Origin of the sequence: Tsukamurella sp. 1534, assembly GCF_000312385.1 — a bacterium.
In the GTDB taxonomy this organism is placed as follows: domain Bacteria; phylum Actinomycetota; class Actinomycetes; order Mycobacteriales; family Mycobacteriaceae; genus Tsukamurella.
In genome coordinates this window covers 2,009,060-2,033,343 of record NZ_HE997626.1, presented here as the reverse complement: position 1 = coordinate 2,033,343, position 24,284 = coordinate 2,009,060, and the positions used below count along the sequence as shown (strand labels likewise).

Annotated in this window: 20 protein-coding genes; 6 read left to right on the top strand and 14 right to left on the bottom strand. The window is 70.9% G+C overall.

The window, feature by feature from the left end:
• Positions 1-4: 4 nt before the first annotated feature.
• From BN39_RS09775 to BN39_RS09765, 3 genes are all read right to left on the bottom strand, one after another.
• Positions 5-1,510: a cytochrome ubiquinol oxidase subunit I gene (locus tag BN39_RS09775; RefSeq protein ID WP_019202214.1), complete on the bottom strand. Its 1,506-nt coding sequence runs from the start codon at positions 1,508-1,510 to the stop codon at positions 5-7.
• 244 nt (positions 1,511-1,754) lie between these two features.
• A complete protein-coding gene (locus tag BN39_RS09770) occupies positions 1,755-3,134 on the bottom strand; it encodes an amino acid permease (RefSeq protein WP_019202213.1) in 1,380 nt (459 codons plus the stop codon).
• A 130-nt stretch (positions 3,135-3,264) separates the two neighbouring features.
• Positions 3,265-4,131, bottom strand: coding sequence for an aminodeoxychorismate lyase (locus tag BN39_RS09765; RefSeq protein WP_019202212.1), 867 nt, complete (start codon positions 4,129-4,131; stop codon positions 3,265-3,267).
• A gap of 60 nt (positions 4,132-4,191) precedes the next feature.
• Between BN39_RS09765 and BN39_RS09760 the strand changes: the two genes are divergently transcribed.
• The 3 genes from BN39_RS09760 to BN39_RS09750 all read left to right on the top strand — a co-directional run bounded on the left by BN39_RS09760 (position 4,192) and on the right by BN39_RS09750 (position 6,226).
• The gene (locus BN39_RS09760) at positions 4,192-5,241 is read left to right on the top strand and encodes a folate-binding protein YgfZ (RefSeq protein ID WP_019202211.1); all 1,050 of its coding nucleotides are present in this window, start codon (positions 4,192-4,194) and stop codon (positions 5,239-5,241) included.
• 7 nt (positions 5,242-5,248) lie between these two features.
• Positions 5,249-5,890: an MOSC domain-containing protein gene (locus tag BN39_RS09755; RefSeq protein WP_019202210.1), complete on the top strand. Its 642-nt coding sequence runs from the start codon at positions 5,249-5,251 to the stop codon at positions 5,888-5,890.
• 135 nt (positions 5,891-6,025) lie between these two features.
• The gene (locus BN39_RS09750) at positions 6,026-6,226 is read left to right on the top strand and encodes a DUF3073 domain-containing protein (RefSeq protein WP_019202209.1); all 201 of its coding nucleotides are present in this window, start codon (positions 6,026-6,028) and stop codon (positions 6,224-6,226) included.
• 97 nt (positions 6,227-6,323) lie between these two features.
• On the opposite strand, the gene purM is transcribed toward BN39_RS09750, so the two are convergent.
• Positions 6,324-7,400, bottom strand: coding sequence for a phosphoribosylformylglycinamidine cyclo-ligase (purM, locus tag BN39_RS09745; RefSeq protein WP_019202208.1), 1,077 nt, complete (start codon positions 7,398-7,400; stop codon positions 6,324-6,326).
• A gap of 66 nt (positions 7,401-7,466) precedes the next feature.
• On the bottom strand, positions 7,467-9,035 hold the full coding sequence (gene purF / locus BN39_RS09740; RefSeq protein ID WP_019202207.1) for an amidophosphoribosyltransferase: 1,569 nt from the start codon (positions 9,033-9,035) through the stop codon (positions 7,467-7,469).
• A gap of 177 nt (positions 9,036-9,212) precedes the next feature.
• Here purF and BN39_RS09735 point away from each other — a divergent pair, with 177 nt between their 5' ends.
• Positions 9,213-9,587: a sterol carrier family protein gene (locus BN39_RS09735; RefSeq protein WP_019202206.1), complete on the top strand. Its 375-nt coding sequence runs from the start codon at positions 9,213-9,215 to the stop codon at positions 9,585-9,587.
• 13 nt (positions 9,588-9,600) lie between these two features.
• Here the strand turns inward: BN39_RS09735 and BN39_RS09730 are convergent, their stop codons facing one another.
• Positions 9,601-10,314: a hypothetical protein gene (locus BN39_RS09730; protein ID WP_019202205.1), complete on the bottom strand. Its 714-nt coding sequence runs from the start codon at positions 10,312-10,314 to the stop codon at positions 9,601-9,603.
• A 147-nt stretch (positions 10,315-10,461) separates the two neighbouring features.
• On the opposite strand from BN39_RS09730, the gene BN39_RS09725 reads away from it, so the two are divergent.
• Positions 10,462-11,970, top strand: coding sequence for a glutamate-cysteine ligase family protein (locus tag BN39_RS09725; RefSeq protein WP_019202204.1), 1,509 nt, complete (start codon positions 10,462-10,464; stop codon positions 11,968-11,970).
• 563 nt (positions 11,971-12,533) lie between these two features.
• Here BN39_RS09725 and BN39_RS23195 read toward each other — a convergent pair.
• The 3 genes from BN39_RS23195 to BN39_RS09715 all read right to left on the bottom strand — a co-directional run bounded on the left by BN39_RS23195 (position 12,534) and on the right by BN39_RS09715 (position 15,438).
• The gene (locus tag BN39_RS23195; protein ID WP_148281457.1) at positions 12,534-12,938 is read right to left on the bottom strand and encodes a hypothetical protein; all 405 of its coding nucleotides are present in this window, start codon (positions 12,936-12,938) and stop codon (positions 12,534-12,536) included.
• A gap of 276 nt (positions 12,939-13,214) precedes the next feature.
• Complete coding sequence (locus BN39_RS09720) at positions 13,215-14,561, bottom strand: TIGR01777 family oxidoreductase (RefSeq protein WP_019202202.1); 1,347 nt, start codon at positions 14,559-14,561, stop codon at positions 13,215-13,217.
• A gap of 40 nt (positions 14,562-14,601) precedes the next feature.
• Positions 14,602-15,438: an SAM-dependent methyltransferase gene (locus BN39_RS09715; protein ID WP_019202201.1), complete on the bottom strand. Its 837-nt coding sequence runs from the start codon at positions 15,436-15,438 to the stop codon at positions 14,602-14,604.
• Positions 15,439-15,511: 73 nt separating this feature from the next.
• On the opposite strand from BN39_RS09715, the gene BN39_RS09710 reads away from it, so the two are divergent.
• On the top strand, positions 15,512-16,825 hold the full coding sequence (locus tag BN39_RS09710; RefSeq protein WP_019202200.1) for a sensor domain-containing diguanylate cyclase: 1,314 nt from the start codon (positions 15,512-15,514) through the stop codon (positions 16,823-16,825).
• Here BN39_RS09710 and BN39_RS09705 read toward each other — a convergent pair.
• The 5 genes from BN39_RS09705 to BN39_RS09685 form a co-directional block, all read right to left on the bottom strand.
• Positions 16,795-18,195: an amino acid permease gene (locus BN39_RS09705; RefSeq protein WP_019202199.1), complete on the bottom strand. Its 1,401-nt coding sequence runs from the start codon at positions 18,193-18,195 to the stop codon at positions 16,795-16,797. The genes BN39_RS09710 and BN39_RS09705 overlap by 31 nt on opposite strands.
• Positions 18,195-20,468, bottom strand: a complete 2,274-nt coding sequence (purL, locus tag BN39_RS09700; RefSeq protein ID WP_081585977.1) for a phosphoribosylformylglycinamidine synthase subunit PurL — start codon at positions 20,466-20,468, stop codon at positions 18,195-18,197. Before purL ends, BN39_RS09705 begins: the two co-directional genes overlap by 1 nt.
• Before the next feature lie 4 nt (positions 20,469-20,472).
• Positions 20,473-22,320 (bottom strand): adenylyl-sulfate kinase, encoded by a 1,848-nt coding sequence (gene cysC, locus BN39_RS09695; protein ID WP_019202197.1) that lies wholly within the window; start codon positions 22,318-22,320, stop codon positions 20,473-20,475.
• Positions 22,320-23,249, bottom strand: coding sequence for a sulfate adenylyltransferase subunit CysD (gene cysD, locus BN39_RS09690; protein WP_019202196.1), 930 nt, complete (start codon positions 23,247-23,249; stop codon positions 22,320-22,322). Before cysD ends, cysC begins: the two co-directional genes overlap by 1 nt.
• A gap of 96 nt (positions 23,250-23,345) precedes the next feature.
• Positions 23,346-24,263, bottom strand: coding sequence for a helix-turn-helix domain-containing protein (locus tag BN39_RS09685; RefSeq protein ID WP_019202195.1), 918 nt, complete (start codon positions 24,261-24,263; stop codon positions 23,346-23,348).
• Positions 24,264-24,284: the final 21 nt, after the last annotated feature.

Below are 24,284 nucleotides of genomic sequence, written 5' to 3'. Positions count from 1 at the left end.
CCTCCTAGTACGCGAACGAGAGTCGGTCGGACGGCGTCTTCTCCCCCGGCGGCGCCCCGTCGGGGTCGCCGGGTTCGTCGGGCCCGTCGCCGGTCCCGTCGTCGTCGGCGTGCGGGTCGTGCAACGCGGGCCCCTCGATCACGTACCGGCGCAGCAGCGCGAACCACAGGATGTAGAGCACGCCGTAGACGGCGGCGAAGGTGATGAGCGAGAAGGCCATCATCATCGTGGAGTGACCGGACACGGCATCGGCGACGGTGAGCCGGATCGTCTGATCGCCGTTGGGATTCGGGACCACGACCCACGGCTGGCGCCCCATCTCGGTGAACACCCAGCCGGAGCTGTTGGCGAGGAACGGGGTGGGCAGGGCGATGAGGCACAGCCTGCTGAACCACTTCGACGACGGTATGCGGCCCCGCCGGGTGACCCACAGGCCGGCCAGGGCCAGCAGGCCGGATCCGACGGACCAGCCCATCATCGCGCGGAACGCCCAGTACGAGACGAACAGGTTGGGTCGGTAGTCGCCGGGGCCGAACTTCTCCACGGCCTCGGCCTGCAGTTCCGTCACGCCCTTGAGGGTGGAGTTCGGGTCGCCGTTGGCGAGGAACGAGGTGACGTACGGCACCTGCAGCACGTGCTGCACCGATTCGCAGTTGTTGTGCGTGCCGATGGTGAGCAGCGAGAACGACGCACCGGTCTCCGTGTGGCAGAGCGATTCCGCGGACGCCATCTTCATCGGTTGTTGCTCGAACATGAGCTTGGCCTGGGCGTCGCCGGTCACCGCGAGGCCGACCGCCGAGACGATCATGACCCCGAGGCCGAACCGGGTGACGGGCCGGAACATCCGCGCCAGTTCCACCGCATCGGGGTCGCCCTTGCGCATGCCGCGCACCATCCACCAGCCGCCGATCGCGGCGACGAAGGTCCCCGCGGTGAGCCATGCGCCGAACACGGTGTGCGGGAACGCCGCGAGGGTGGTGGAGTTGGTGAGCACGGCCCAGATGCTCGTGAGCTCGGCACGGCCGGTGTCGGGGTTGAACGTGGCGCCCACGGGGTGCTGCATCCACGAGTTGGCGGCGACGATGAAGTACGCGGACGCGTTGACGCCGAGCGCGACGAGCCAGATGCAGCCGAGGTGGATGTACTTCGGCAGCCTGGTCCAGCCGAAGATCCACAGGCCGAGGAACGTCGATTCCATGAAGAAGGCCACCAGGCCCTCGAGCGCGAGGGGCGCGCCGAACACGTCGCCCACGAACTTGCTGTACTCGCTCCAGGCCATCCCGAACTGGAACTCCTGGACGATGCCGGTGGCCACGCCGAGGGCGAAGTTGATGAGGAACAGCTTGCCGAAGAAGTTGGTGGCGCGCAGCCACACCCGCTTCCCCGTGACCAGCCAGATCGTCTGCATCGTCGCGACCATGGGGGCGAGGCCGATGGTCAGCGGGACCAGGATGAAGTGCATCACCGTGGTCATGCCGAACTGCCAACGGGCGATGTCGAGTGCGTTCATCCAACTCTCCCTGGGCTGAGGGTGGACCGGCGCCGTCACCGACCCGTGTTACTACGGTACGTAGTAGCTACTACGAATGGTAGTAGCTACGCCGTTTCATCCCAAGAACTGAGACTAAGCACACGTCCGGCGCGGCGGGCGACGAATGCACCCCCGCGAACGCGCGGTTCCGCCGCCCAGGAGGCCGGATTCGGCTTCGTACGGCCGGAGCGGCCCCGTTCTCGCCGGAGGAACCGGCCGGACGTCAGGCGGCGTCGGCCGGCCGGCCGGCCGCCCGGCGCTGATGGGCGACGCTGGCGGCCACCACGATCGCCGCCAGGGCGGTGGAGAGGCCGACCGCGCTGCGCTGGCTGGGTTCGACGATCATCGCGACGATGACGAACACGATGAACGCGATCACCGCGTACGTCGCCCACGGGAAGAACCACATCTGCAGCGGCGACCGCTCCGTCGCCCGGCGGCGCAGCGCGATCTGGCTCACCGCGATCACCAGGTACACGAACAGCGCGACGGCCCCCGTCGTGGCCAGGAGGTACCCGAACAACTTCTCCGGCAACACGTAGTTGCCGATCACCGCGAGGAACCCCAGCAGCATCGACGCGAGGACCGCGACCGCGGGAACGCCGCGCGGCGTGGTCCGGCCGGCGGCGCGGGGAGCGTCGCCCCGCTGCGCCAGCGAGTACAGCATCCGGGACGCGGTGTAGAGCGCGCTGTTGAGGCAGGACGCCACCGCGACCAGCACCACGACGTCCATGATTCCCGCGGCGGCGGGGATGTTCATGCCCTTGAGCACCGCCTGATAGGAGCCCGTCGCCGAATCCAGCGAGTTCCACGGCACCAGCGCCACCACCACGAAGATCGAGCCGAGGTAGAACAGGCAGATCCGCCAGACCACCGAGTTCACCGCCTTGGTGATGCCCTTCGCGGGCTCCGGGGACTCCGCGGCGGCGATGGTCACGATCTCCGAGCCCATGAACGTGAACATCGTGGTGAGCATCGCCGCGATCACCGCGCCCACCCCGTTCGGCATGAATCCGCCGGTGTCCCACAGATGATGCACCCCGGACACGCCCGATCCGGGTAGCACGCCGAAGATCGCGAGGGCGCCCAACACCAGGAACGCCGCGATCGCCAGCACCTTGATCAGGGCGAACCAGAACTCGAACTCCCCGTAGTTGCCCACGGAGAACAGGTTCGTCACCGTCAGCAGCACGACCACGACGAGCGCCCAGGTCCACTGCGGGCCGCCCACCACCTTCGCCAGGATCACCGCCGCGGCCGTGGCCTCCACCGGGATCACCAGCACCCAGAAGAGCCAGTACAACCACCCGATGCTGCACCCGGCCCAGCGGCCCAGGGCGCGGTCGGCGTAGGTCGAGAAGGAGCCGGTGTCCGGATGCGCGGTGGCCATCTCGCCGAGCATCCGCATCACGAGGATCACGAGGAGGCCCGCGAGCGCGTACGAGACGAGCACGGCGGGGCCCGCGAGGTTGATCGCGGTGGCGGAGCCCACGAACAGGCCCGCGCCGATCACCCCGGCGATCGAGATCATGGTGATGTGCCTCGGTTTGAGGCTCGTGCCCAACTGATCGCCGCTGCGCCGGTCGTCGATCCGCGTGTTCATCCTCGGGACAGTAGACCCGACGGGCCCGCCTCACCGGGAGTGCCGGGATTGTCCGTAACGCGACGGGGACCGACGCTCGAGGACGCGGAAACCGCTCTCGCCGCCACGTTCTCGCGACGCGGTGTTCTCGCTACGCGGTGTTCTCGATACCGGCGTCGATGAGGTCGCGGACCGTCGAGTCCATCGGGGCGTCGGGCAGCGCGCGCCCGTTGAGCGTGTGCACCCGCGCGCACAGCGTGATCGACGAGACCAGCCACACCCCGTCGTTCATCGCGAGGTCCGCGGGGAACAGCGGCTCGATCGCGGTGGCGACGCCCTTGTCCTCCGCGGCCTCGAACAGGGCGCGCACCGTGGTGCCGGGCAGGATGCCCTGCTCGTCGGGCGGAGTGACGAGGGTGCGGCCGCGCGCGATCACGACGGTGGCCCGCGGGGCCTCGAGCACGCGGCCCTCGCTGGAGGTGAAGATCACGTCGTCCGCGCCCTGCTCCGCGGCGTACCGCACGGCGGCCATGTTCACCGCGTAGGACAGCGTCTTGGCGCCCATCAGCAGCCACGGCGCGGCTTTCGCGAGATCCGCCGAGTAGCCCCGGTTGAGGGTGATCGCCGAGATCCCGTCGCGGCGTGCGGCCAGCGCGCGCTCGGGCAGGGGCGAGACGGCGACGTACGCGGTCGGCGTGCCCGGCGCCGACTCCCGGCCGCGGGTGTACACGAGGCGCAGGGCCCCCTCTCCGCCCGCCGACTCGCCGAACAGCATCGCGGCGCGCTCCATCGCGGCCCACCAGGCGGAGTCGTTGAGCGCCGGCAGCCCCAGCGCCTCCGCCGAGCGGGCGAGGCGGTCCAGGTGCGCGCGTCCCTTGAGGGGGCGGCCGTCGCGCACGAGCACGGTCTCGAAGCACCCGTCGCCGCGGACCACCCCGAGGTCGTCGGCGTACAGCAGAGGCGAACCGGAGTCCTGCGTCGAACCGTCCAGGGTCACCACCACGGAAGCGTCTGCCATGGCGGCAACAGTAAGCCACGCGGACGACGGGCGCTGAGGCGGCGGGCGTACAGTCGGGGTGTGGTCGATTCCGTTCACTCGACGTCCGGCATCCTGAATCCCGAGGACACCCCGGATGCGGGCGTGACCTGGCATTACGGCGATCCCTTCGCGGAGCAGAGAGCCGCCGAACGCGGCGCCGCGGTGGTCGATCGATCCAACCGCCGCGTCATCACTCTCACCGGCCCCGAGCGTCTGTCGTGGCTGCACTCCATCACCAGCCAGCACCTCACGCACCTGGCCGACGGCGCCTCCGTGCAGAACCTCAACCTCGACGGCAGCGGCCGTGTGCTGGACCACTTCTGGGTCACCGACGTCGACGGCACCACCTACCTGGACACCGAACCGGAGACGCTCGCACCGAAGGAGGCGCCGCTCTCCCCCGATCTCGCCACCTACCTGCAGCGCATGGTGTTCCGCTCGCAGGTGGAGGTCGCGGCCCGCCCGGACCTCGCGGTGCTCACCGTGATCGGGCCCGAGGCCGACGCCGTCGCCCGCACCGTCGACGCGGTGCGCCGCCCCGACCCCGACGGGGTCACGCTGATCGTGCCGCGGGACGGCCTGGCCGAGGCGTTCGCCGCGCTCGTCGCCGCCGGGGCGCGCCCGGCGGGCACGTGGGCCTACGAGGCCCGACGGGCCGCCGCCGCCCACGCCCGCGCGGGGCTCGACACCGACGACAGGACGATCCCGCACGAGGTCGACTGGATCGGCACCGCCGTGCACCTGGACAAGGGCTGCTACCGCGGCCAGGAGACCGTCGCGCGGGTGCACAACATCGGCCGTCCGCCGCGCCGGTTCGTGCTGCTGCACCTCGACGGTTCCGCCGGCGAACGCCCGTCCACCGGCGACCCCGTGACGCTCGACGGGCGCACCGTCGGGCGGGTCGGCACCGTCGTCGAGCACGCCGACTACGGCCCGATCGCGCTCGCCCTGATCAAGCGGAACGTCCCCGACGACGCGCGGCTCGAGGCCGGCGGCGCCGCGGCGGCCATCGACGCCGACGTCACCCCGTCCACCGACCGCGGCGACCAGGCCGGACGGGCCGCGGTCGACCGTCTGCGCGGCCGGTGACCCGCCGGTGACCGATGCCGGACGCGTCGTCGCCGTATGCGTCGTCGCGGAGGAGCACCACCTCGATCCGCGGAAACCCGAGCAGCGCACCGCCATCGACAAGCGTCCCGCCGTGGGACCGGTCGCCGTCGACGAGCTGGGCCCGGTCACGGACCACGTGTGCGATACGCGACACCACGGCGGCCACGAGCAGGCCGTGTACGCGTACTCCGACCACGAGGCCGCCCGCTGGGCCGACGAGCTGGGCCGGGAGCTGCCCCTCGGCTGGTTCGGCGAGAACCTCCGCGTCGACGGGCACACGACCGACCTCGTGGTGGGCACGCGCCTGCGCGTCGGCGACGAGCTCGAACTCGAGGTGACGATCCCCCGCACCCCGTGCCGCACGTTCGCGCTGTGGTCCGGCGAGGACGACTGGCTCAAGCGGTTCACCGCTCGCGGCGACACCGGCGCGTACTTCCGCGTCCTCAATCCGGGGCCGGTGGCGGCCGGCGACCGCCTGACCGTGGTCCACGCACCCGGTCACGGCGCCACCGTGCGGGACCTTTTCCACGCGACACGACCGGAGCGCCTGCGCGCTCTCCTCACCTCCCCTGACCTGCCCCCGAAGGTCGAACGGGACGCCCGGCGGGCACTCAATCGCGCGGACTGACACCCAGGCGGCAGCATCAATTGCGAGAGCACGCTAAACTGGGCGGCAGGAAGAATTTGTACACGAAGAAAGGGGCCGCCACCCACCGGGCACACCGGTAGCTGGCCGCCCCTTCATTGCGCAAGGGGGTCCCCCATGGGCCGCGGCCGGGCAAAGGCGAAGCAGACCAAGGTGGCACGGGAGCTCAAGTACAGCTCGCCGTCCACCGACCTGAAGAGGCTGCAGGACGAGCTGGCGAGTGGCGGGAACGACGAGGACGACGTGCTCGCCTCGCACCCCGAGTGGAGCGACGTGGCGGGCGAGGCCTACCGCGAGGAGGAGTGGCGCCGCGCCTGACAGGCGCCGCCATCACCGCCGGCACACTCACATCCTGAGTCTTCAGTCCTGAGAACCGAGGTTCCCCCGGAACCGGTTCTCAGGACTTCCGGCGTTCTCAGAACCTCGGGTGCGACCCGTTCAGCACAGCGCCGGCGGACTCCCCGTCGGCCTTCTTGATCGACCCCAGCACCCAGCTGTCGATGTGCCGTGCCGTGAGCACGGCCAGCGCGCGGTCCACGTCCTCGGGCGCCACGATGGCGACCATGCCGACGCCCATGTTGAAGGTCTTCTCCATCTCGGCCTGCTCCACGCGGCCGCGCTGTCCGATGAGCGCGAACACGGCCGACGGGCTCCAGGTGTTGCGGTCGAGCTCGGCGACGAGTCCCTCCGGGATCACGCGGCCGAGGTTGGCCTCCAGGCCGCCGCCGGTGACGTGGCAGAAGGTGCGGACCTGGGTCTCCTGGGTGAGCCGCAGGCAGTCCAGGGCGTAGATGGCGGTGGGCTCCAGCAGCTCCTCACCGAGGGTGCGGCCGAACTCCTCGACGTAGCCGCCGAGGTCCATGTGCCCCCACTCGAGGAGCACCTTGCGGGCCAGGCTGTAGCCGTTGCTGTGCAGGCCGGAGCTCTTCATCGCGATGACCACGTCGCCCGCGCGCACGTTGTCCGGGCCCAGCACCTCGTCTGCCTCGACGACGCCGACGCCGGTCGCGGACAGGTCGTACTCGCCCTCGGCCATGAGGCCGGGGTGCTCGGCGGTCTCGCCGCCGAGGAGGGCGCAGCCGGCGCGCACGCAGCCCTCGGCGATGCCGCCGACCAGCTCGGCGACGGTCTCGGGGATCACCTTGCCGACGGCGATGTAGTCCTGCAGGAACAGCGGCTCGGCGCCGGTGACCACGAGGTCGTCGACCACCATGGCCACCAGGTCGATGCCCACCGTGTCGTGCTTGCCCATGGCCTGCGCGACCGCGATCTTGGTGCCCACGCCGTCGGTCGACGCGGCGAGCACCGGCTCGCGGTACTTCTTCAGCGCGAACAGGCCCGCGAAGCCGCCGAGGCCGCCGAGGACCTCGGGGCGGGTGGCGCGCTTGGCGTGCGGCTTGAAGAGTTCGACGGCCCTGTCACCGGCCTCGATGTCGACTCCTGCTGCTGCGTACGAAGCGCCCTGCGGCGGCTGGGGAGAGGTATCCGTCACGGGGTCATAGGCTACCCGACCCCGGGCTTCCGCGATCTACGGGCGACGGAGGACGGCAGCCGACGGCTACGGGCGGCGCAGGGCCGACGCGTTGTCGTTGTCGGCCTGGAGAGACGACGCGTGGCCCGAACCGGCCTTGAGCATGTTCTCGAGCACCGCCTTGCCCATCGACGTGCTCTCGGGCAGCGGGATCGGGTATTCGCCGTCGAAGCAGGCGCGGCACATCGAGCTTCCGGCGTGCTCGGTGGCCGCGGTCATCTCCTCCAAGGAGATGTAGCCCAGGGAGTCGGCGCCGATCGCGGCCCGGACGGATTCGACCATCGCGTCCACGGAGTCCGCGCCGCCGCCGTTGGCGATGAGCTCGGCGGGAGAGGCGAAGTCGATGCCGTAGAAGCAGGGCCATTTGACGGGGGACGACGCGATGCGCACGTGGATCTCGGCGGCGCCGGCCTCGCGGAGCATCCGGATCAGGGCGCGCTGCGTGTTGCCGCGGACGATGGAATCGTCGACCACCACGAGCCGCTTGCCGCGGATCACCTCGCGCAGCGGGTTGAGCTTGAGCCGGATGCCCAGCTGGCGGATGGTCTGCGACGGCTGGATGAAGGTGCGGCCCACGTAGGCGTTCTTCATCAGGCCCTGGCCGTACGGGATGCCGGACTCCTGCGCGTAGCCGACGGCCGCGGGGGTGCCGGACTCCGGCACCGGGATCACCAGGTCGCCCTCGGCGGGGTGCTCGCGGGCCAGGCGGCGGCCGATGTCCACGCGGGTGGAGTGCACGGAGCGGCCGTGGATCACGGAGTCGGGACGGGCCAGGTAGACGTATTCGAAGATGCAGGACTTCGGGGTGGGCTGGGCGAACCGGGTGGAGCGGACGCCGTCCTCGTCGATGGCGAGCAGCTCGCCGGGCTCGATGTCGCGGACGAACGAGGCGCCCACGATGTCGAACGCGGCGGTCTCGGACGCCACGACCCAGCCGCGGTCCAGGCGGCCCAGCGAGAGCGGACGCACGCCGTGCGGGTCCCGCGCCGCGTACAGGGTGTGCTCGTCCATGAAGGTGAGGCAGAACGCGCCCTTGAGGGTGGGCAGCAGTTCCATCGCGGCCTGCTCCAGCGTGCGGTCGGCGGCCGCGTGCGCGAGGAGGGCACCCACGATGTCCGAGTCGGAGGTGGCGGCGTTGCCCGCCTGGGTGCCGGCGACGCCCAGCTCGGCCGCGCGCTCCGCGAGTTCCGCGGTGTTCACCAGGTTGCCGTTGTGGCCCAGGGCCACGCCGTTGCCGGCGTTGGTGGTGCGGAAGATGGGCTGGCTGTTCTCCCAGGTGGTGGATCCGGTGGTCGAGTAGCGGCAGTGGCCGATGGCCACGTGGCCGGGCATGGAGCTCAGCGTCTGCTCGTCGAACACCTGGCTGACCAGGCCGAGGTCCTTGAACACGAGCACCTGCTGGCCGTCGCCGACGGCGATGCCGGCGGCCTCCTGGCCGCGGTGCTGCAGGGCGTACAGGCCGTAGTAGCTGAGCTTGGCGACGTCCTCCCCCGTGGCCCAGACGCCGAACACGCCGCATTCCTCCCGCGGTTCCTGCTCGTCCGCGTCATCGTAGGGGTTGCTGGAATCGACGACGGTGAGCGGAAGCTGCTGCACGGCTACTCCTGGGGCTGGCTGGGGCGGGCCTGATTCGATTGTAGGGCCGATTCACGTGTCCAAACGAATCGACGAGTAGGTTTCTTCCCGTCGGCGGCGTGCGCGCCGCCCGGGGAAGGGGCCGACGATGAGGTGTGCGACGACCCGAGCGACCGTCGCGACGGAGCTGGTCGACTGATGGCGAAGACGGTGGATCCGGCGCACGTGCGGGCGGCCGTGCTGGCGGTACGGGAGTGGATCGAGGACGACGACGCGCCGAAGCCGCCGCGCGCGGCGATCGCCGACGCGGTGCGGTCCACGGCACGGACCCTCGCGCAGGACGCGCCGGGCGGATCCGTCGAGGTGCGGGTGCCGCCCCTCGTCGCGGTGCAGTGCGTCGACGGTCCGCGGCACACCCGGGGGACGCCGCCGAACGTCGTGGAGTGCGGTCCGCGCACGTGGCTGCGCCTGGCGACGGGCCTGGACGTGTTCGACGGGGCGTCCGACTCGGTGCAGGCGAGCGGCTCCCGGGCGGGCGAGATCGCCCGCTACCTGCCGGTGCTGCGGCTGTAGCCCTCGGAGCGAGCTACTTCGCGGCGCGCACCTTGTCGACGGCCTTCGTCAGGGTCTGCGCGAAACCCGGCCGGTCGAGGCGTCCGCCCTGCGACCCGGATGCGGTGACCACCACGGTGTACCCGCGCACCTGCGCGACGCCCTCGAGCTGGTTGACGTCGACCTTGCGCTGCTTGCCGGGCTTGCCATCCTTGCCGTTGATGGTCACGGTGCCGGTACCCCGGGTGGCGATCACGGTGGCGCCCGCAGGGGTGCCGGGGACGTTCACGAGCGAGAGGCTGATGTTGATCAGGGCCTTCGCGGGGACCTGCTCGGACGGCTGCAGTTCGACGGTGACGTCGCTGCAGCGCTGCAGGTTCGCGCGGTTCACGGCGGTGGGCTCGGGCGAGAGCACCTCGACGAGACCGGTGGTGGTGCGGTCGCTGAAGGCGCTCACCATGGGAAGGTCGCTCGCCTTCTGCTGCAGCGCGGGGGTCACCTTGGGTGCGCACTCGGCGGGCGTGACCTTGAGCTTGTCGGCGAACTGGTTGAGCGGGGCGATCATCTCGAGGCGCTCCGCCACGGTGAGGGGCATGACCTCGTACCCGGCGGGGAACTCGCCGTCGGCGAGGAGGAGCTGGTCGACGGGGGTCGTGGGCCGGCCGGGATCCGCCTGCGCGACGGCGGCGGGGACGACGAGGGCGGCGGCCACCGCGCCCACGGCGACGGTCTGACGGAGAGTGCGCACTTCGGACTCCTGGTTCGATCCGCGAGCCCGGCGGGCTCCTTGCTGTGTCGCAGCACTGTAGCGGAGTGTGTTGATATTGCAAACACCGCGGTTCGGATGCTGGGAATTCCCCGCGCGATGCCGAGCGGTTCTGCCACAGTTCGTCGCATGGGTGCCGACGTCGAAGCCAGGGTGTTCACGCGCGAGGACCGCATGCGGTTCCGGCGCCAGGTGCAGCGCGGAACGGACGCCATCGCCCGGATGCTGGCCGACGGCCTGTTCACCGACGACGGTGCGCCGCCGGAGCCCCTGTTGGGCATGGAGGTCGAGCTCAACCTGGTGGACGACGCCATGGAGCCGGCGATGGCGAACGCGGCGGCCCTGGACGCCATCGCGGACCCGGACTTCCAGACCGAACTGGGCCAGTTCAACATCGAGATCAACGTGGCACCAAGGCCTTTCGTCGATCAGCAGACGATGAACCTGGAGGATTCGCTGCGGGCGTCGCTCAACCGCGCGGACGAGCGGGCCCGGGTGGGCGGCGCGCACCTGGTGATGATCGGCATGCTGCCGACACTGGAGGAGAAGCACTTCGCGGCGCAGTGGTTCTCGGCGAACCCGCGGTACGACCTGCTCAACGAGCAGGTGTTCGTGGCCCGTGGCGAGGACATCGAGATCGACATCGACGGTGCGCCGATGCCGGGCGAGGTGGTGGGCGAGCGCCTGGACATCACGTCGGACACGATCCTTCCGGAGGCGGCGTGCACGTCGCTGCAGCTGCACCTGCGGGTGGCGCCGGAGGACTTCGCGGCGCACTGGAACGCGGCGCAGGCGATCGCGGGCGTGCAGGTGGCGATCGCGGCGAATTCGCCGTTCCTGGCGGGGAAGGCGCTGTGGCACGAGTCCCGTATCCCCCTGTTCGAGCAGGCCACCGACACCCGCCCGATCGAGCTGCGGAACCAGGGCGTGCGGCCTCGGGTGTGGTTCGGGGAGCGGTGGATCACGTCGACCTTCGACCTGTTCGAGGAGAACACCCGCTACTTCCCCGCCCTGCTGCCCGTGTGCGGCGACGTGGACCCGCTGGAGGTGGTGGCGAACGGCGGCGTTCCGGAGCTGCCGGAGCTGCGGCTGCACAACGGCACCGTGTACCGGTGGAACCGCCCGGTGTACGACGTGGTGGACGGTCACGCGCACCTGCGGGTGGAGAACCGGGTGCTGCCGGCGGGCCCCACGGTCGTGGACACGATGGCGAACGCCGCCTTCTACTACGGCGTGGTGCGCGCGCTGGTGGAGGCGGACCGCCCGATCTGGACGCAGATGAGCTTCGACGCGGCCACCGAGAACCTCCATTCGGGCGCGCGCGACGGCTTCGACGCGGGACTGTACTGGCCGAACGTCGGCTGGATCCGCCCGGACGAGCTGGTGCTGCGACGCCTGCTGCCGCTGATGGACGAGGGCCTGAAGTCGTACGGCGTGGGCTCACGGTCGCGGGAGCGGTACATGCAGGTGCTGGAGGGGCGCTGCGTGCACCGTCAGACGGGATCGAGCTGGCAGCGCGCCGCCGTCGCCGCGCGGGAGGCCGCGGGCGATTCGCGGGAGCGGGCGCTGCGCGGAATGCTCGCCGACTACGTACATCTCATGCACGAAGGCAACCCCGTGCACACCTGGGAGGCGTGAATCATCCCGCAGTAGTGCATGGCCCCGTCCCCGGCCCAGCCTATCGATGACGAACTACGTTCGTCACCCACGCTCCGCACAGCAACGCCCCGCACATTCAAGGAGACGTCAAGACCCCTCCTTTCTGTACCGTGCCAAGCGATTGTCTCGATCGATATTCTCTGCAGACTCCCGACTTTCCGTGTACACCTCAGGGTATCGAGTCCTGTTCCAGTTCGGCGGCCGGAATACGCGAGACCTTTCGAGAGAGCCCGCCTCTCGTAGGCCGCAGCCATCACTCAGGCGCGATCGGGAGACGTCACATCGGGTGCCCTTTCCGATGGCGATGGCGATGGCGATGGCGATGGCGATGGCAGTAAGCCATAGTGCGGCCTAAAGGCTCATCATTACCGACGACTAATGGAAGGACTCAGCAAGGTCTAGGGTATGAAGAAAGTCGCGACGATCCCGGTCAGACAACGGATTGCCCGAGACAACCGCATGGCCGAGCCCCCCCTTCGCTCCAGCAAGATCAAACACGTAGTTCTTCATAAGCCCTTTCCCGTGATTGGTGAATCCACGAATCACGGGCTTTGATAACCAAAGTAGCTCTCGTCGTCAGGGGTGAAGAAGTGCCAATAAAGATTCGGGTAGCGTTCGATGATGATGTCGCCGAGATAAATGGCGATATCGATAACAACGGAGTACCAGCGAGATGACAGCATTCCAGGAGCTTCAGGGATGGGCGGATTGCGTCCTTCGACGTTGGCGATGAACCAGTCGTTGACCGCTTGGATCGACGCGTCGTCGGTGCCGGTTGGGATACCGTTGAGCTCCAGCAACTTGCGGAACTGTTGCTTACGTTGAGGCTTCTGTGCAAGCCAGTTCTCGTACTGGGCTCGCGCTGCTTCGCGTGTGTCATCCTCTGGGCGCGCGGGAGAGATTACAGTGAACTCCTCGTAGTCGCCCCAATTTACTGAGCCGCTCATGATTAGATCACCCTCCAAGGTATTTTGGCGGCATCGAGTGCACGTTGTTGTCCTGCTGCGCTCCCTGCTGGCCGGGCTGCTGCCCGGGCGCGGTCTGCTGGGCCGGCGCCCCACGTTCGCGACCCCACGTCCACGCCCATCGGCTTCCACCCCGTCCCACTGCGCGCGTTGTCTACTGTTTGGAATCGCACGCTAGCAGGTTACTGCTGGCATTATTAAGTAGCGCTGCGAACGTGTCCGAATCCGTCGAGCGTCACTCCGATCGCGGGAGCTCGCCTAGCCGCCGAGAAGGTGCCGCAGCGCGCCGTCGAGGTCGGGGTGGCGGAACGGGTGGCCGCGCTCCTCCAGGACCGCGGGACGCACCCGCTGGCTGGCGAAGGCCAGATCGTCCGCGCCCTCCCGGCCGAGCAGCAGCGCCGGCCCGAACGCCGGAACGGGGAGGAGCGTCGGCCGGTGCAGGGTCCGGCCGAGCGCCCGGGTGTAGTCCGCGTTGCGCACGACACCGGGCGCGACGGCGTTGACCGGACCGGAAAGCGTTGGGTCCCACAGGGACCGGTGATAGACGTCAACGAGGTCGTCGATACCGACCCAGGGCTGCCACTGCCGGCCGTCGCCGAGCCGGCCGCCGAGGCCGGCGCGGAACAGGGGCAGTTGGAGCCCGAGCACCCCGCCCGACGGTGTCTGCACGATGCCGGTGCGCACCGCGACCACGCGGGTGCGTCCTCCCGCGCCGTCGCGGGCGGCGTCCTCCCAGCGGTGTACCACATCGGCGAGGAAATCGGGTTCGCCGGGGCCCGAGGAGGATTCGGTCAGCACCTCGTCACCGCGGTCCCGGCCGTAGTAGCCGACGGCCGAGGCCCCGACGAACACGGGCACACCGGCGTCGGCGGCGGCGCGGGCCAGCAGGCGGGTGGGCTCGATGCGGCTGTCGGCCACGATCTCCTTGTGGCGCTCGGTGAATCGGCCCGCGATGCTCGCCCCGGCGAGGTGGATCACGGCGTCCACCCCGTCGAGGGCGGCGGGGTCCGGCGCGACGGGGTCCCACCGGCGTTCGTCGTCGTCCCGCGGCTCGCCGCGGACGAGGGAGAGCACGCGGTGGCCGCCGGTGCGGAGGAATGCGACGAGGTCGGTTCCCACCAGGCCGGACGCTCCGGTGACGGCCACCGTCGACGGGGCGAGGCCGGCGGCAGCCGCCCTGCGGTGCGCCGCGAGATCGCCCGCGAGGCGGCGGTACCGGAACTCGATCACCTCGGACAACAGCCGTTCGGGCGCGGGCGTGGCCACCTCGTCGATGACGCGGGTGTGCTCGTCGTCGACAGGCTCGAACTCGTGCACGTGCCGCCACGGGAACAGTCCGGCGGGCAGCGAGCGGAGCCCTCCCGCCACCACCTCGTCCACGAACCGGCGCCCCGCGACGAAGCCGTCCGGGTCGTGGCGCGCGCGCCACTGCAGGCCCGCGGGCAGGTCGATCACCGTGGTGCCGTCGGCGAGCGAGGCGGCCTGGGTGCGGGCCCGCATCGGTACCCACGGCGCCATGAGCCTGGTGAAGGCGCCCCGCCTCGAGAACCACGCGAAGACCTCGTCGACGGGCGCCTCGACGACTGCTGAGCGACGGATTCCCATGGGCTCCACGGTAGCCCCGGCTCCGCCGGCGCGCCGGGTACTACAGTCGCCCCATGCCCACGTAACCGTAGTTGCAGCGCAACTGCTCACGGGTGAGCGGGAATTCGGGACGCCACCGGCCGTACCGCACGAGTCCGGGTTCCACCATCTCGGTGCCTTCGAGCCAGGAGGCGATCTCGTCGCGGCTGCGCAGGTGCAACCGGTTCGCGGTGGATTCGTAGCGCTGCCGCACCCATTCCACCTCGGCCGCGATCTCAGGGTCCGGGCAGTCCGACGCGACGTGGGAGATGGCGAGGCAGCTGCCGGGGACGACCGCCTCGCGGTAGCGGCGCAACAGGGCGGCGGGCGCGTCCTCGTCGCGCACGAACACGAGGCCGCCCACCGCGAGCAGACCGACGGGGCGGGTGAAGTCGATGAGCTCCCGGGTAAGCGGATGCGCAAGAACGGATTCGGGGTCGCGGATATCGGCCTTGATCATCGCCGCGGACGTGTCGCCGCCGAGAAGCTGCCGCCCCAGTTCGTACGAGACGGGTTCGTCGTGCACGAACACGGCCCTGGCCTCGGGGTTCACGATGCGCGCCAGCTCGTGCACCGTACCGCCGGCTGTGATTCCGGATCCCAGGTCGAGGAACTGGTCCACACCGTCGGCGGACATGGTCTGGACGGCGCGGCGGGCGAACGTCCTGTTCAGCCGGGCGCCGAGCGCCCAGTGCGGCGCCGTCCTCGCGATCTCCTCCCCCGCCTCGCGGTCGACGGGCAGGTAGCTGGTGCCGCCGAGGAAGTAGTCGTACAGGCGAGAGCCGTTGGGGCGGTCCATGTCCAGGGGGCGCGTGCCACCGTCCTCCTGGGACCGCCGGCTCGAGTGGGGGTCCGTCATATCGCGTCAGAATCTAGCCGAGCCGGTCGTTCGCCGTACTATGCGATGACGAACATCACGAACGGGGAGGGACATGAGCGAGCTCTCATCGCCGTCGTCGCCACTGCGGTACGTGGCGCGCGGGGAATCCGTGATCGTCCTCCTGGTCGACGAGTTCGTCATGTCCATCGCGGATCACGTCTATCTGCCCTTCCCGGCGGCGGTGATCCGCGCGGAACTGGTCACGGCGTTCCAGAACGTGATCGCCGAACTGGGCAGTGACGATTTCGATCCAGCGGTCGGCCGCGACGTGGGGCGCACGCTGGTCGACCTCCAGATCACCGTGCCTGAGGGCGCGGCGGCCGCCGGCCGCTCGATCGCGGGCCTGCCCGACGCGCTCATGCGGGAACCGTCGGCGGAGGTCCGGCGCCGGGTCGCGCTGATCCTCGCCGAGCTCATGGCCGGCTATTCGGACGCACTCACCCGGCGCATCATCGACGGGCAGGCCGTGGCCCAGCGCGCGGCCGAGATCGCCCGGCGGTCCGCCGAGGAGGGCGAGCGGCAGGCCCAGGCGCGGCTGCGAATGATGTTCGAGCACGCCCGATCCCCCGTGTTCGTGGCCGACGGGGCCGGCAGGGTCCTGGAGGCGAGCCCCGTGATGGCGGCGATGATGACGGAGAACCCCTCGCTGACCGGGCCCGACGGCGCGAACGTGCTGAGGCTGCTCGCCGAGGATCCGCACGAGGTGGAGGGCGCGCTCGCCGAGCTCGCGGCGGCCGACGACGAATCACTCACCCGCTACCTCGAGCACCGCGGCACCGTCCTGGGCGGCCTGCCCCGGGTGCGCCGCTGGGCGCTGAGCCGGATCCGCTCCCACGACGACCGGCCGGCGCTCATCGTCGGCGTCGGTCACGATGTGACCGAGCTGCGCACCGCGCACGCACGACTGGACCATCTCGCGCACCACGATCCGCTGACGGGGCTCCCCAACCGCCGCAGCCTCGCCGCGGACCTCCGCTCCAGGCGGTCGCAGGCGCTCGGCTTCTGCCTCATCGACCTGGACGGGTTCAAGGCGATCAACGATCGCCTGGGCCACGCGGCGGGCGACCGCCTGCTGGTGGCCACGGCGCAGCGGATGCAATCGGCGCTGAGCGGCAAGGGGGTGCTGTACCGGGTGGGCGGCGACGAGTTCGCGGTCCTGGTGCCGCCGCCCTTCCAGCCGGGCGATGCGGCGCAGGTGGTGCAGCGGGCGCTGCAGACGCCCGTGGAGGTGGCGCCGGGGACGTCGGTGCGGATCGGTGCCAGCGCCGGCACCGCCGTCACTTCGGCGACGCGGAACAGCGTGGAGGCGTTGATCTCCGCGGCCGATACCGCCCTCTACCGCTCCAAGGGCGCGCGGCGCTCCTGATCCCGCGCGGCCCGCATCCGCGCATGCAAGGTCCCGGCGAGCCACAACAGGAACACGATCAGGGCCGTGGACAGCACCTGCCCGCGGACGCCGTCGTTGGCGATCGCGAGGACCACGATGCCGGCGAGCAGCGCGCCGACGGCCCACGAGAGGTACGGGTAGCCCCACATCTTCAGGGGCAGTGGCGTCCCGTCGCGCTCGGCGCGGCGGCGCAACACGATCTGGGAGGCGATGGTCGCGAACCACGTCACGATGAGGGTGGAGCCCACCACCTCGAGCAGGCGGTCGAGTACCTCGGCGCCCCACAGATAGCTCGCCGGCACGGCGAGGAAGCCGATCACGGAACTGGCCAGCACGGCGGCGACGGGCACGCCGTCCTTGTTCGCGTGCCCGGCCGCGGCGGGCGCCATGCCGCGCTCGGCGAGCGAGTAGAGCATGCGCGAGCTGCCGTAGAGGTTCGCGTTGAGCGAGCTGAGCAGCGCCACCACGATGACGACGCCCAGCACCTTCCCGGCCGCGCTGAGCCCGGCGGCGTCGAGCACGGCCACGAAGGGCTGCTTCTTGACCTCGGGGTCGTTCCACGGCAGGGCCAGGAGGATCACGGCGACGCTGCCCACGTAGAACACGAGGATCCGCCACACGGTGGCGCGGATGGCGCGGCCGACGGTGCGCTGCGGGTCCTGCGTCTCGGCGGCGGCCACGGCCACGATCTCGATGCCGCCGAACGCGAAGGCCACCACGAGCAGGGCGGCGATGACGCCGCCGGTGCCGTTCGGCGCGAAGTCGGAGAGGTTGCTCAGGCCCGGCGACGGTTCGCCGGTCCAGCCGAGCAGGAACGCGATGCCGACCAGGAGGAAGATCGCGACGAACGCGACCTTGATGAGTGCGAACCAGAACTCGAACTCGCCGAACCCGCGGACGGCGGCGAGGTTGAGGGCGGTGAGCACCACCATGAACGTGAGGGCCCAGGCCCACACGGGCGGGCCGCCGCCCAGGAGGCCGTTGAGGATGGTGCCGGCTGCGACGGCCTCGGCCGCGACCACCAGGCACAACTGCACCCACCACAGCCAGCCGACGGCGAAACCCGCGCCCGGCCCCAGGGCGCGTCCCGCGTAGTAGGAGAAGGCGCCTGGGTTGGGGTCGGCGGCCACCATCTCGCCGAGCATGCGCATCACGGCGATCACGATGAGCCCGGCCACCGCGTAGGCGAGGAGCACGGCCGGGCCGGCCGCCGCGATGCCCTGCCCGGAGCCGACGAACAGGCCGGCCCCGATCGCCGAGCCGAGGCTCATCATGATCAGGTGCCGGGCCCGGAGCCCCGCGTGCAGGCCGGGGTCGGGCGCGGCGGCCTCGCTCGACGGTGCCGACATCAGGCGAACAGCGCGGGCAGAGTGCCCTCGTGCGTCGCGCGCAGCTCGGCCAGGGTCACCGAGAACCGGCCCTGCACCTCCACCGAGTCACTGCCCTGGTCCACGACGCCGATCCGCGCGGCGGGCAGCCCGCGGGCGGAGCACATCGCGGCGAACCGGGTCTCCTCCGTGCGCGGCACGGCCACCAGGACGCGGCCCGTCGACTCCGAGAACAGCTGGACGAACGCGTCCGCGCCCTCCGGCAGGATCAACCGGCAGCCGGTCTCGCCGGCCAGGGCGCCCTCGACGACGGCCTGCCACAGGCCGCCCTCCGACAGATCGTGCGCCGCGGAGGCGAGGCCGTCGCGGGAGGCGGCGGTGAGCACCTCGGCGAGCAGCTTCTCGCGCTGCAGGTCGACCTTCGGCGGCACGCCGCCGAGGTGGTCGTGCTCGACCTGCGCCCAGATGGAGCCGTCGAACTCGTCGTGGGTGTCGCCCAGCAGGTAGAGCGTCTCGCCGGGTTCGGTGCCGAACCCCGTCGGGATGCGGCGGCGCACGTCGTCGATGACGCCGAGCACGCCGATGACGGGCGTGGGCAGGATGGCGGTGCTGCCGGTCTGGTTGTAGAAGCTCACGTTGCCGCCGGTCACCGGGATGCCCAGCTCGACGCACCCGTCGGCGATGCCGTGCACGGCCTGCTGGAACTGCCACATCACGCCCGGGTCCTCGGGCGAGCCGAAGTTCAGGCAGTCGGTGACGGCCTTCGGGGTGGCGCCGGTGACGGCCACGTTGCGGTAGGCCTCGGCGAGCGCGAGCCGGCCGCCCTCGTACGGATCGAGGTAGGTGTACCGGCCCGAGGCGTCGGTCGAGAGGGCGATGCCGCGCTGGGTGGACTCGTCGATGCGGAGCACCCCGCCGTCGGCGTTCTCGGCGAGCACGGTGTTGCCGCGCACGTACCGGTCGTACTGCTCGGTGATGAACTTGCGCGAGCACAGCGCCGGCGAGGCGAGCATCGCCAGCGCGGTGGCGCGCAGCTCGTCGTCGGAAGCGGGGCGGCGCAGGCCGGCGGTGGTATTCGCGATGAGCTCGTCCATGAACGCGGGCCGCTCGACGGGGCGCTGGTAGACGGGGCCGTCGTGCGCGATGGTCCGCGCGGGGGCGTCGACGACGGTCTCGCCGTTCCACGTGATCTCGAGGTGCTCGCCGTCGGTGACCTCGCCGATGACGGTGGCGAGCACGTCCCACTTGGCGCACACGGCCATGAACTCGTCGACGTTCTCCGGGGTCACCACGGCGCACATGCGCTCCTGCGACTCCGAGGAGAGCACCTCGGCCGGGGTCATGCCGGTGGCCCGGGTGGGCACCTGCTCCAGGGCGATGTGCATGCCGCCGGAGCCGGCTGCGGCCAGCTCGGACGTGGCGCAGGACAGGCCGGCGCCGCCGAGGTCCTGGATGCCCACGACGAGCTTCTCGCGGTACAGGTCGAGGCAGCACTCGATGAGCACCTTCTCGGTGAACGGGTCGCCCACCTGCACGGCGGGCAGCTTCTTCGGCTTCTCCCCCTCGTCGAAGGTCTCGGAGGCGAGCACGGAGACGCCGCCGATGCCGTCGAGGCCGGTGCGGGCGCCGAACAGGATGATCTTGTTGCCGGTGCCCGAGGCGAAGGCCAGGTGCAGATCCTCGGCGCGGAGCACGCCGGCGCACAGGGCGTTGACCAGCGGGTTGCCGGCGTAGGAGGCGTCGAAGACGGTCTCGCCGCCCACGTTGGGCAGGCCCAGGGAGTTGCCGTATCCACCGACACCGCGGACCACGCCGTCGAGCACGCGGCGGGTGTCGGGGGCGTCGGCGGGGCCGAAGCGCAGCTGATCCATCACGGCGATCGGGCGGGCGCCCATGGCCATGATGTCGCGGACGATGCCGCCGACGCCGGTCGCGGCGCCCTGGTAGGGCTCCACGTACGACGGGTGGTTGTGCGACTCCACCTTGAAGGTGACCGCCCACCCGTCGCCGATGTCCACGACGCCGGCGTTCTCGCCGATGCCGGCGAGCATGGTGGAGCGCATCTCGTCGGTGGTGGTCTCGCCGAAGTAGCGCAGGTGCACCTTGGAGCTCTTGTAGGAGCAGTGCTCGGACCACATCACCGAGTACATGGCCAGCTCGGCGTCGGTGGGGCGGCGCCCCAGGATCTCGCGGATCCGCTGGTACTCGTCGTCCTTGAGGCCGAGCTCGCGGAACGGCTGGTCGACATCGGGCGTGGCGGCGGCTTCAGAGACCGTGTCTACGTGCACACGCACCAGTTTAGAGGCCGCTCGGATCGGCCTCCCGGGCGAGCCACCCCGCCAGCAGCACCCGGGCCTGTTCCGCGGGCTCGCCGTCCGCGGGTCGCAGCACGAGTTCGGGGACGGTCGGCGCCTCGTAGGGCGCGTCGACGCCGGTGAAGTCCGTGATCTCCCCGGCCCGGGCCTTGGCGTACATGCCCTTGGGATCGCGGAGTTCGCACAGGTCGATGGGGGTGTCCACGTACACCTCGTAGAACGGCAGCCCCGCCTCGGCGTGGGCGGCGCGGATCCGGTCCCGGTCGGCGCGGTACGGGCTGATGAGCGCGGCGATCGCGACGGTGCCGGCGTCTGCGAGGATCTGCGCCACCGCGCCCACCCGGCGCACGTTCTCGGCGCGGTCCGCGGCGGAGAACCCGAGGTCGGCGTTGAGGCCGTGCCGCAGGTTGTCGCCGTCCAGCCGGTAGGCGGGGGTGCCGCGGGCGACGAGCAGCCGCTCCAACTCGGCGGCGACGGTCGACTTGCCCGATGCGGAGAGCCCGGTCAGCCAGATCGTCCCGCCGCGGGTGGCGCGCTCCTCGCGGCGCACCGTCGCGCCGTGCCAGACCACGGCGCTGCTGCGCAGGGTGTGCCCGCCGATCATCCCCGCGGCCACGGTCTCGTCGGTCTGCGGGTGCACCAGTACGAAGCTGCCCAGGGTGCGGTTGCGCCGGTACGGGTCGAACAGCACCGGCCGGCGGGCCACGAGACGCACGCGCCCGATGTCGTTGAGCCCGAGGGCCTGCGCGTCCCGGTCGCGGTGCAGCGTGCTGGTGTCGAGCCGGTAGTCGAGCGCCTCCACCCGCACGAGGTCCGACGAGTTGGCGTGCAGCATGCGGTATTCGGTTCCGGCGGTGAGCGCGGCGGTGTCGGAGAACCAGCAGATCGTCGTATCCAGGTCGCTCGCCGACTGCGGCCGGTTCGCCGGGCGGCAGAGGACGTCTCCGCGACCCACGTCGAGGTGGTCGGCGAGGCGCACGCACGCGGCGTCCCCCGCGTCCAGGCGGTCGGCCTTCGCGCCGCCGGGCCGGTACAGCTCGGCCACCGTCGTGCTGAAGCCTGAGGGCAGGGCCACCACCTCGTCGCCCACGGCGAACGATCCGGAGGCGACGGTGCCCGCCACGCCGCGGAAGTCGGTGCCGTGCGGACGGATCACGTACTGCACCGGCAGGCGCGCGTCGATCAGGTTCCGATCGCTCACCACGTGCACGTTCTCCAGGTGGTAGAGAAGTGACGGCCCGTCGTACCAGGGGGTGTTCGGCGACCGCTCGGTCACGTTGTCGCCGAGCAGGGCGGAGACGGGGATGGCCTCCACGTCGTGCACCTCGAGCTTCGCGGCGAATTCGGCGAACTCGGAACGGATCTCGTCGAACCGGGCCCGGTCCCAGCCCACCAGGTCCATCTTGTTCACGCAGAGCACCACGTGCTCAACGCCCAGCAGCGAGGTGAGGAACGTGTGCCGGCGGGACTGCCGGGTGAGGCCGTGCCGGGCGTCGACGAGGATGAGTGCCACGTCGGCGGTGGAGGCGCCGGTGACCATGTTCCGGGTGTACTGCTCGTGCCCCGGAGTGTCGGCGAGGATGAACTTGCGCGTGCCCGTGGCGAAATACCGGTAGGCGACGTCGATGGTGATGCCCTGCTCCCGCTCGGCGCGCAGGCCGTCGGTGAGCAGTGCCAGGTCCACCCCCTCGTCGCCGCGCGCCCTCGTGGAGGCGGCGACGGCGCTGAGCTGGTCCTCCAGAATCGATTTGGACTCGAAGAGCAGACGCCCGATGAGAGTGGACTTGCCGTCGTCCACACTGCCGGCGGTCGCGATCCGCAGGATCTCCATCAGAAGTACCCCTCCTTCTTCCGATCCTCCATGCCGGCCTCGGAGATCCGGTCGTCGGCGCGGGTGGCCCCGCGCTCGGTGATGCGGGTGGCGGCGATCTCCGCCACCACCGCTTCGGGTGTCGCGGCATCGGATTCGACTGCGCCCGTGCAGGTCGCATCTCCGACGGTGCGGTAACGCACCGTCCGTAGGCTCGGGGTCTCGCCCGCCTGGGGCGCGACGAGCGGCCCGGTGGCGAGCAGCATCCCGTCGCGCTCGATCACCTCGCGGCGGTGCGCGTAGTACAGCGCCGGCAGGTCGATCCCCTCGGCGGCGATGTACTGCCACACGTCGAGCTCGGTCCAGTCGGAGAGCGGGAACACGCGGATGTGTTCGCCGCGCTGGTGCAGGCCGTTGAACACGTTCCACAGCTCGGGCCGCTGTGCGCGGGGGTCCCACTGCCCGAACCGGTCCCGGAAGCTGAAGATCCGCTCCTTGGCGCGGGCCTTGTCCTCATCGCGGCGCGCGCCACCGAAGGCGGCGTCGAACCGGTGCTCGGTGATGCTGCGGAGCAGGGTGGCGGTCTGCAGCCGGTTGCGAGTGGCGCCGGGCCCGGCCGGCTCCACGACGGCGCCGGAGTCGATGTCGTCCTGCACGCTCCCGATCACGAGCCGCAGTCCCATCCGCCGCGCCAGCGCGTCGCGGAAGGCGAGGACCTCGCCGAAGTTGTGCCCGGTGTCGATGTGCATGACCGGGAAGGGGATCGGCGCGGGCCAGAACGCCTTGGCCGCGAGATGCAGCATCACCACGGAGTCCTTACCGCCGGAGAACAGCAGCACGGGGCGCTCCTGCGTGGCGGCGACCTCGCGGAAGACGTAGACGGACTCGGCCTCGAGCCGCCGCAGATGGTCCGCCCGGCCCGTACGGGTGGATGGCGTCGATACCGACATTCCGCCTCCGGTTCATATTTGGACCATGCCGGTCCATTTCTGACATTCGGAGAGTAGAACGCGTTCTCGTGTGCTGTCAACGGCGGGCTGCCGTCGTCAACGCCCCGGGTTGCGGCCGCCGATCCGCACGGTGATCCGGTCCGCCGCCGCGACGAGCGCGGACGCGCGGGCCGCGATGCCCGCCTCGTCGAGCACGTCGCTCACGTACAGGCTGGCCACCATCGCCTGGGCGCCGTCGGCGTCGTACACGGGCGCGGAGATCACGCTGACGTTCCGTCCCTCGCCCGACGGTGCCGCCTCGTCGCGCAGGTGGACGCGGTCGCCGATGCCGGCGACCACCTCGCCGAGCACTGCCCGGAGCTCGGCCGGGATGTCGCCGGGCACGCCCGCCATCAGGCGGTGCAGCTGCTGCCCCGCGGGGGTCAGCAGCTCCACCAGGTACCCGTCCGCGCGGCACGCCTCGATCACCCGCGCCAGCCTGTCCCCGTCGTCGCGGCCGGTGTCGTGGGACATCCACCGCTCCAGCCGGCCGGTGCGGTCCCACAGCACGTACATCAGGCCGACGGGCGGTGTGAAGGGGTAGCCGTCGCCCACCTTCACCATCGGGGGCTGCCGCGGGTCGACGGCCACGTCGAGCACCGTCACCCGGTCGCCGACGACGCCCGACAGCGACACCGGATGCCCGAACGCCTCCCACAGGCCCGTGAGCACGTCGCCGCCGGCCGGGTCCGCCCGCAGGGACCGTCGCGCGGCGCGCCCGACCGGGATGAGCGCAGGCCCGAGGCGGTACGTCTTGTCCCGGTCGTCGCGCAGCAGGTAGCCGGATTCCACGAGCGTGGTGGCGATTCCGAGGCAGGTGGGTTTGCTCAGCCCGACGCGGCGCGCCAGCTCGGACAGCCCGAACCGCTCGGTGTCGTGCGCGGAGAGGAAGTCGAGCACCGCCACCACCCGCGCCGCCGGCGGCGACGTCCGCCCGCCGGCACCGTCCCCCGTCGCCGCCCGTTCGTCCGCCATGGCACCTCCCTTGACACCCGC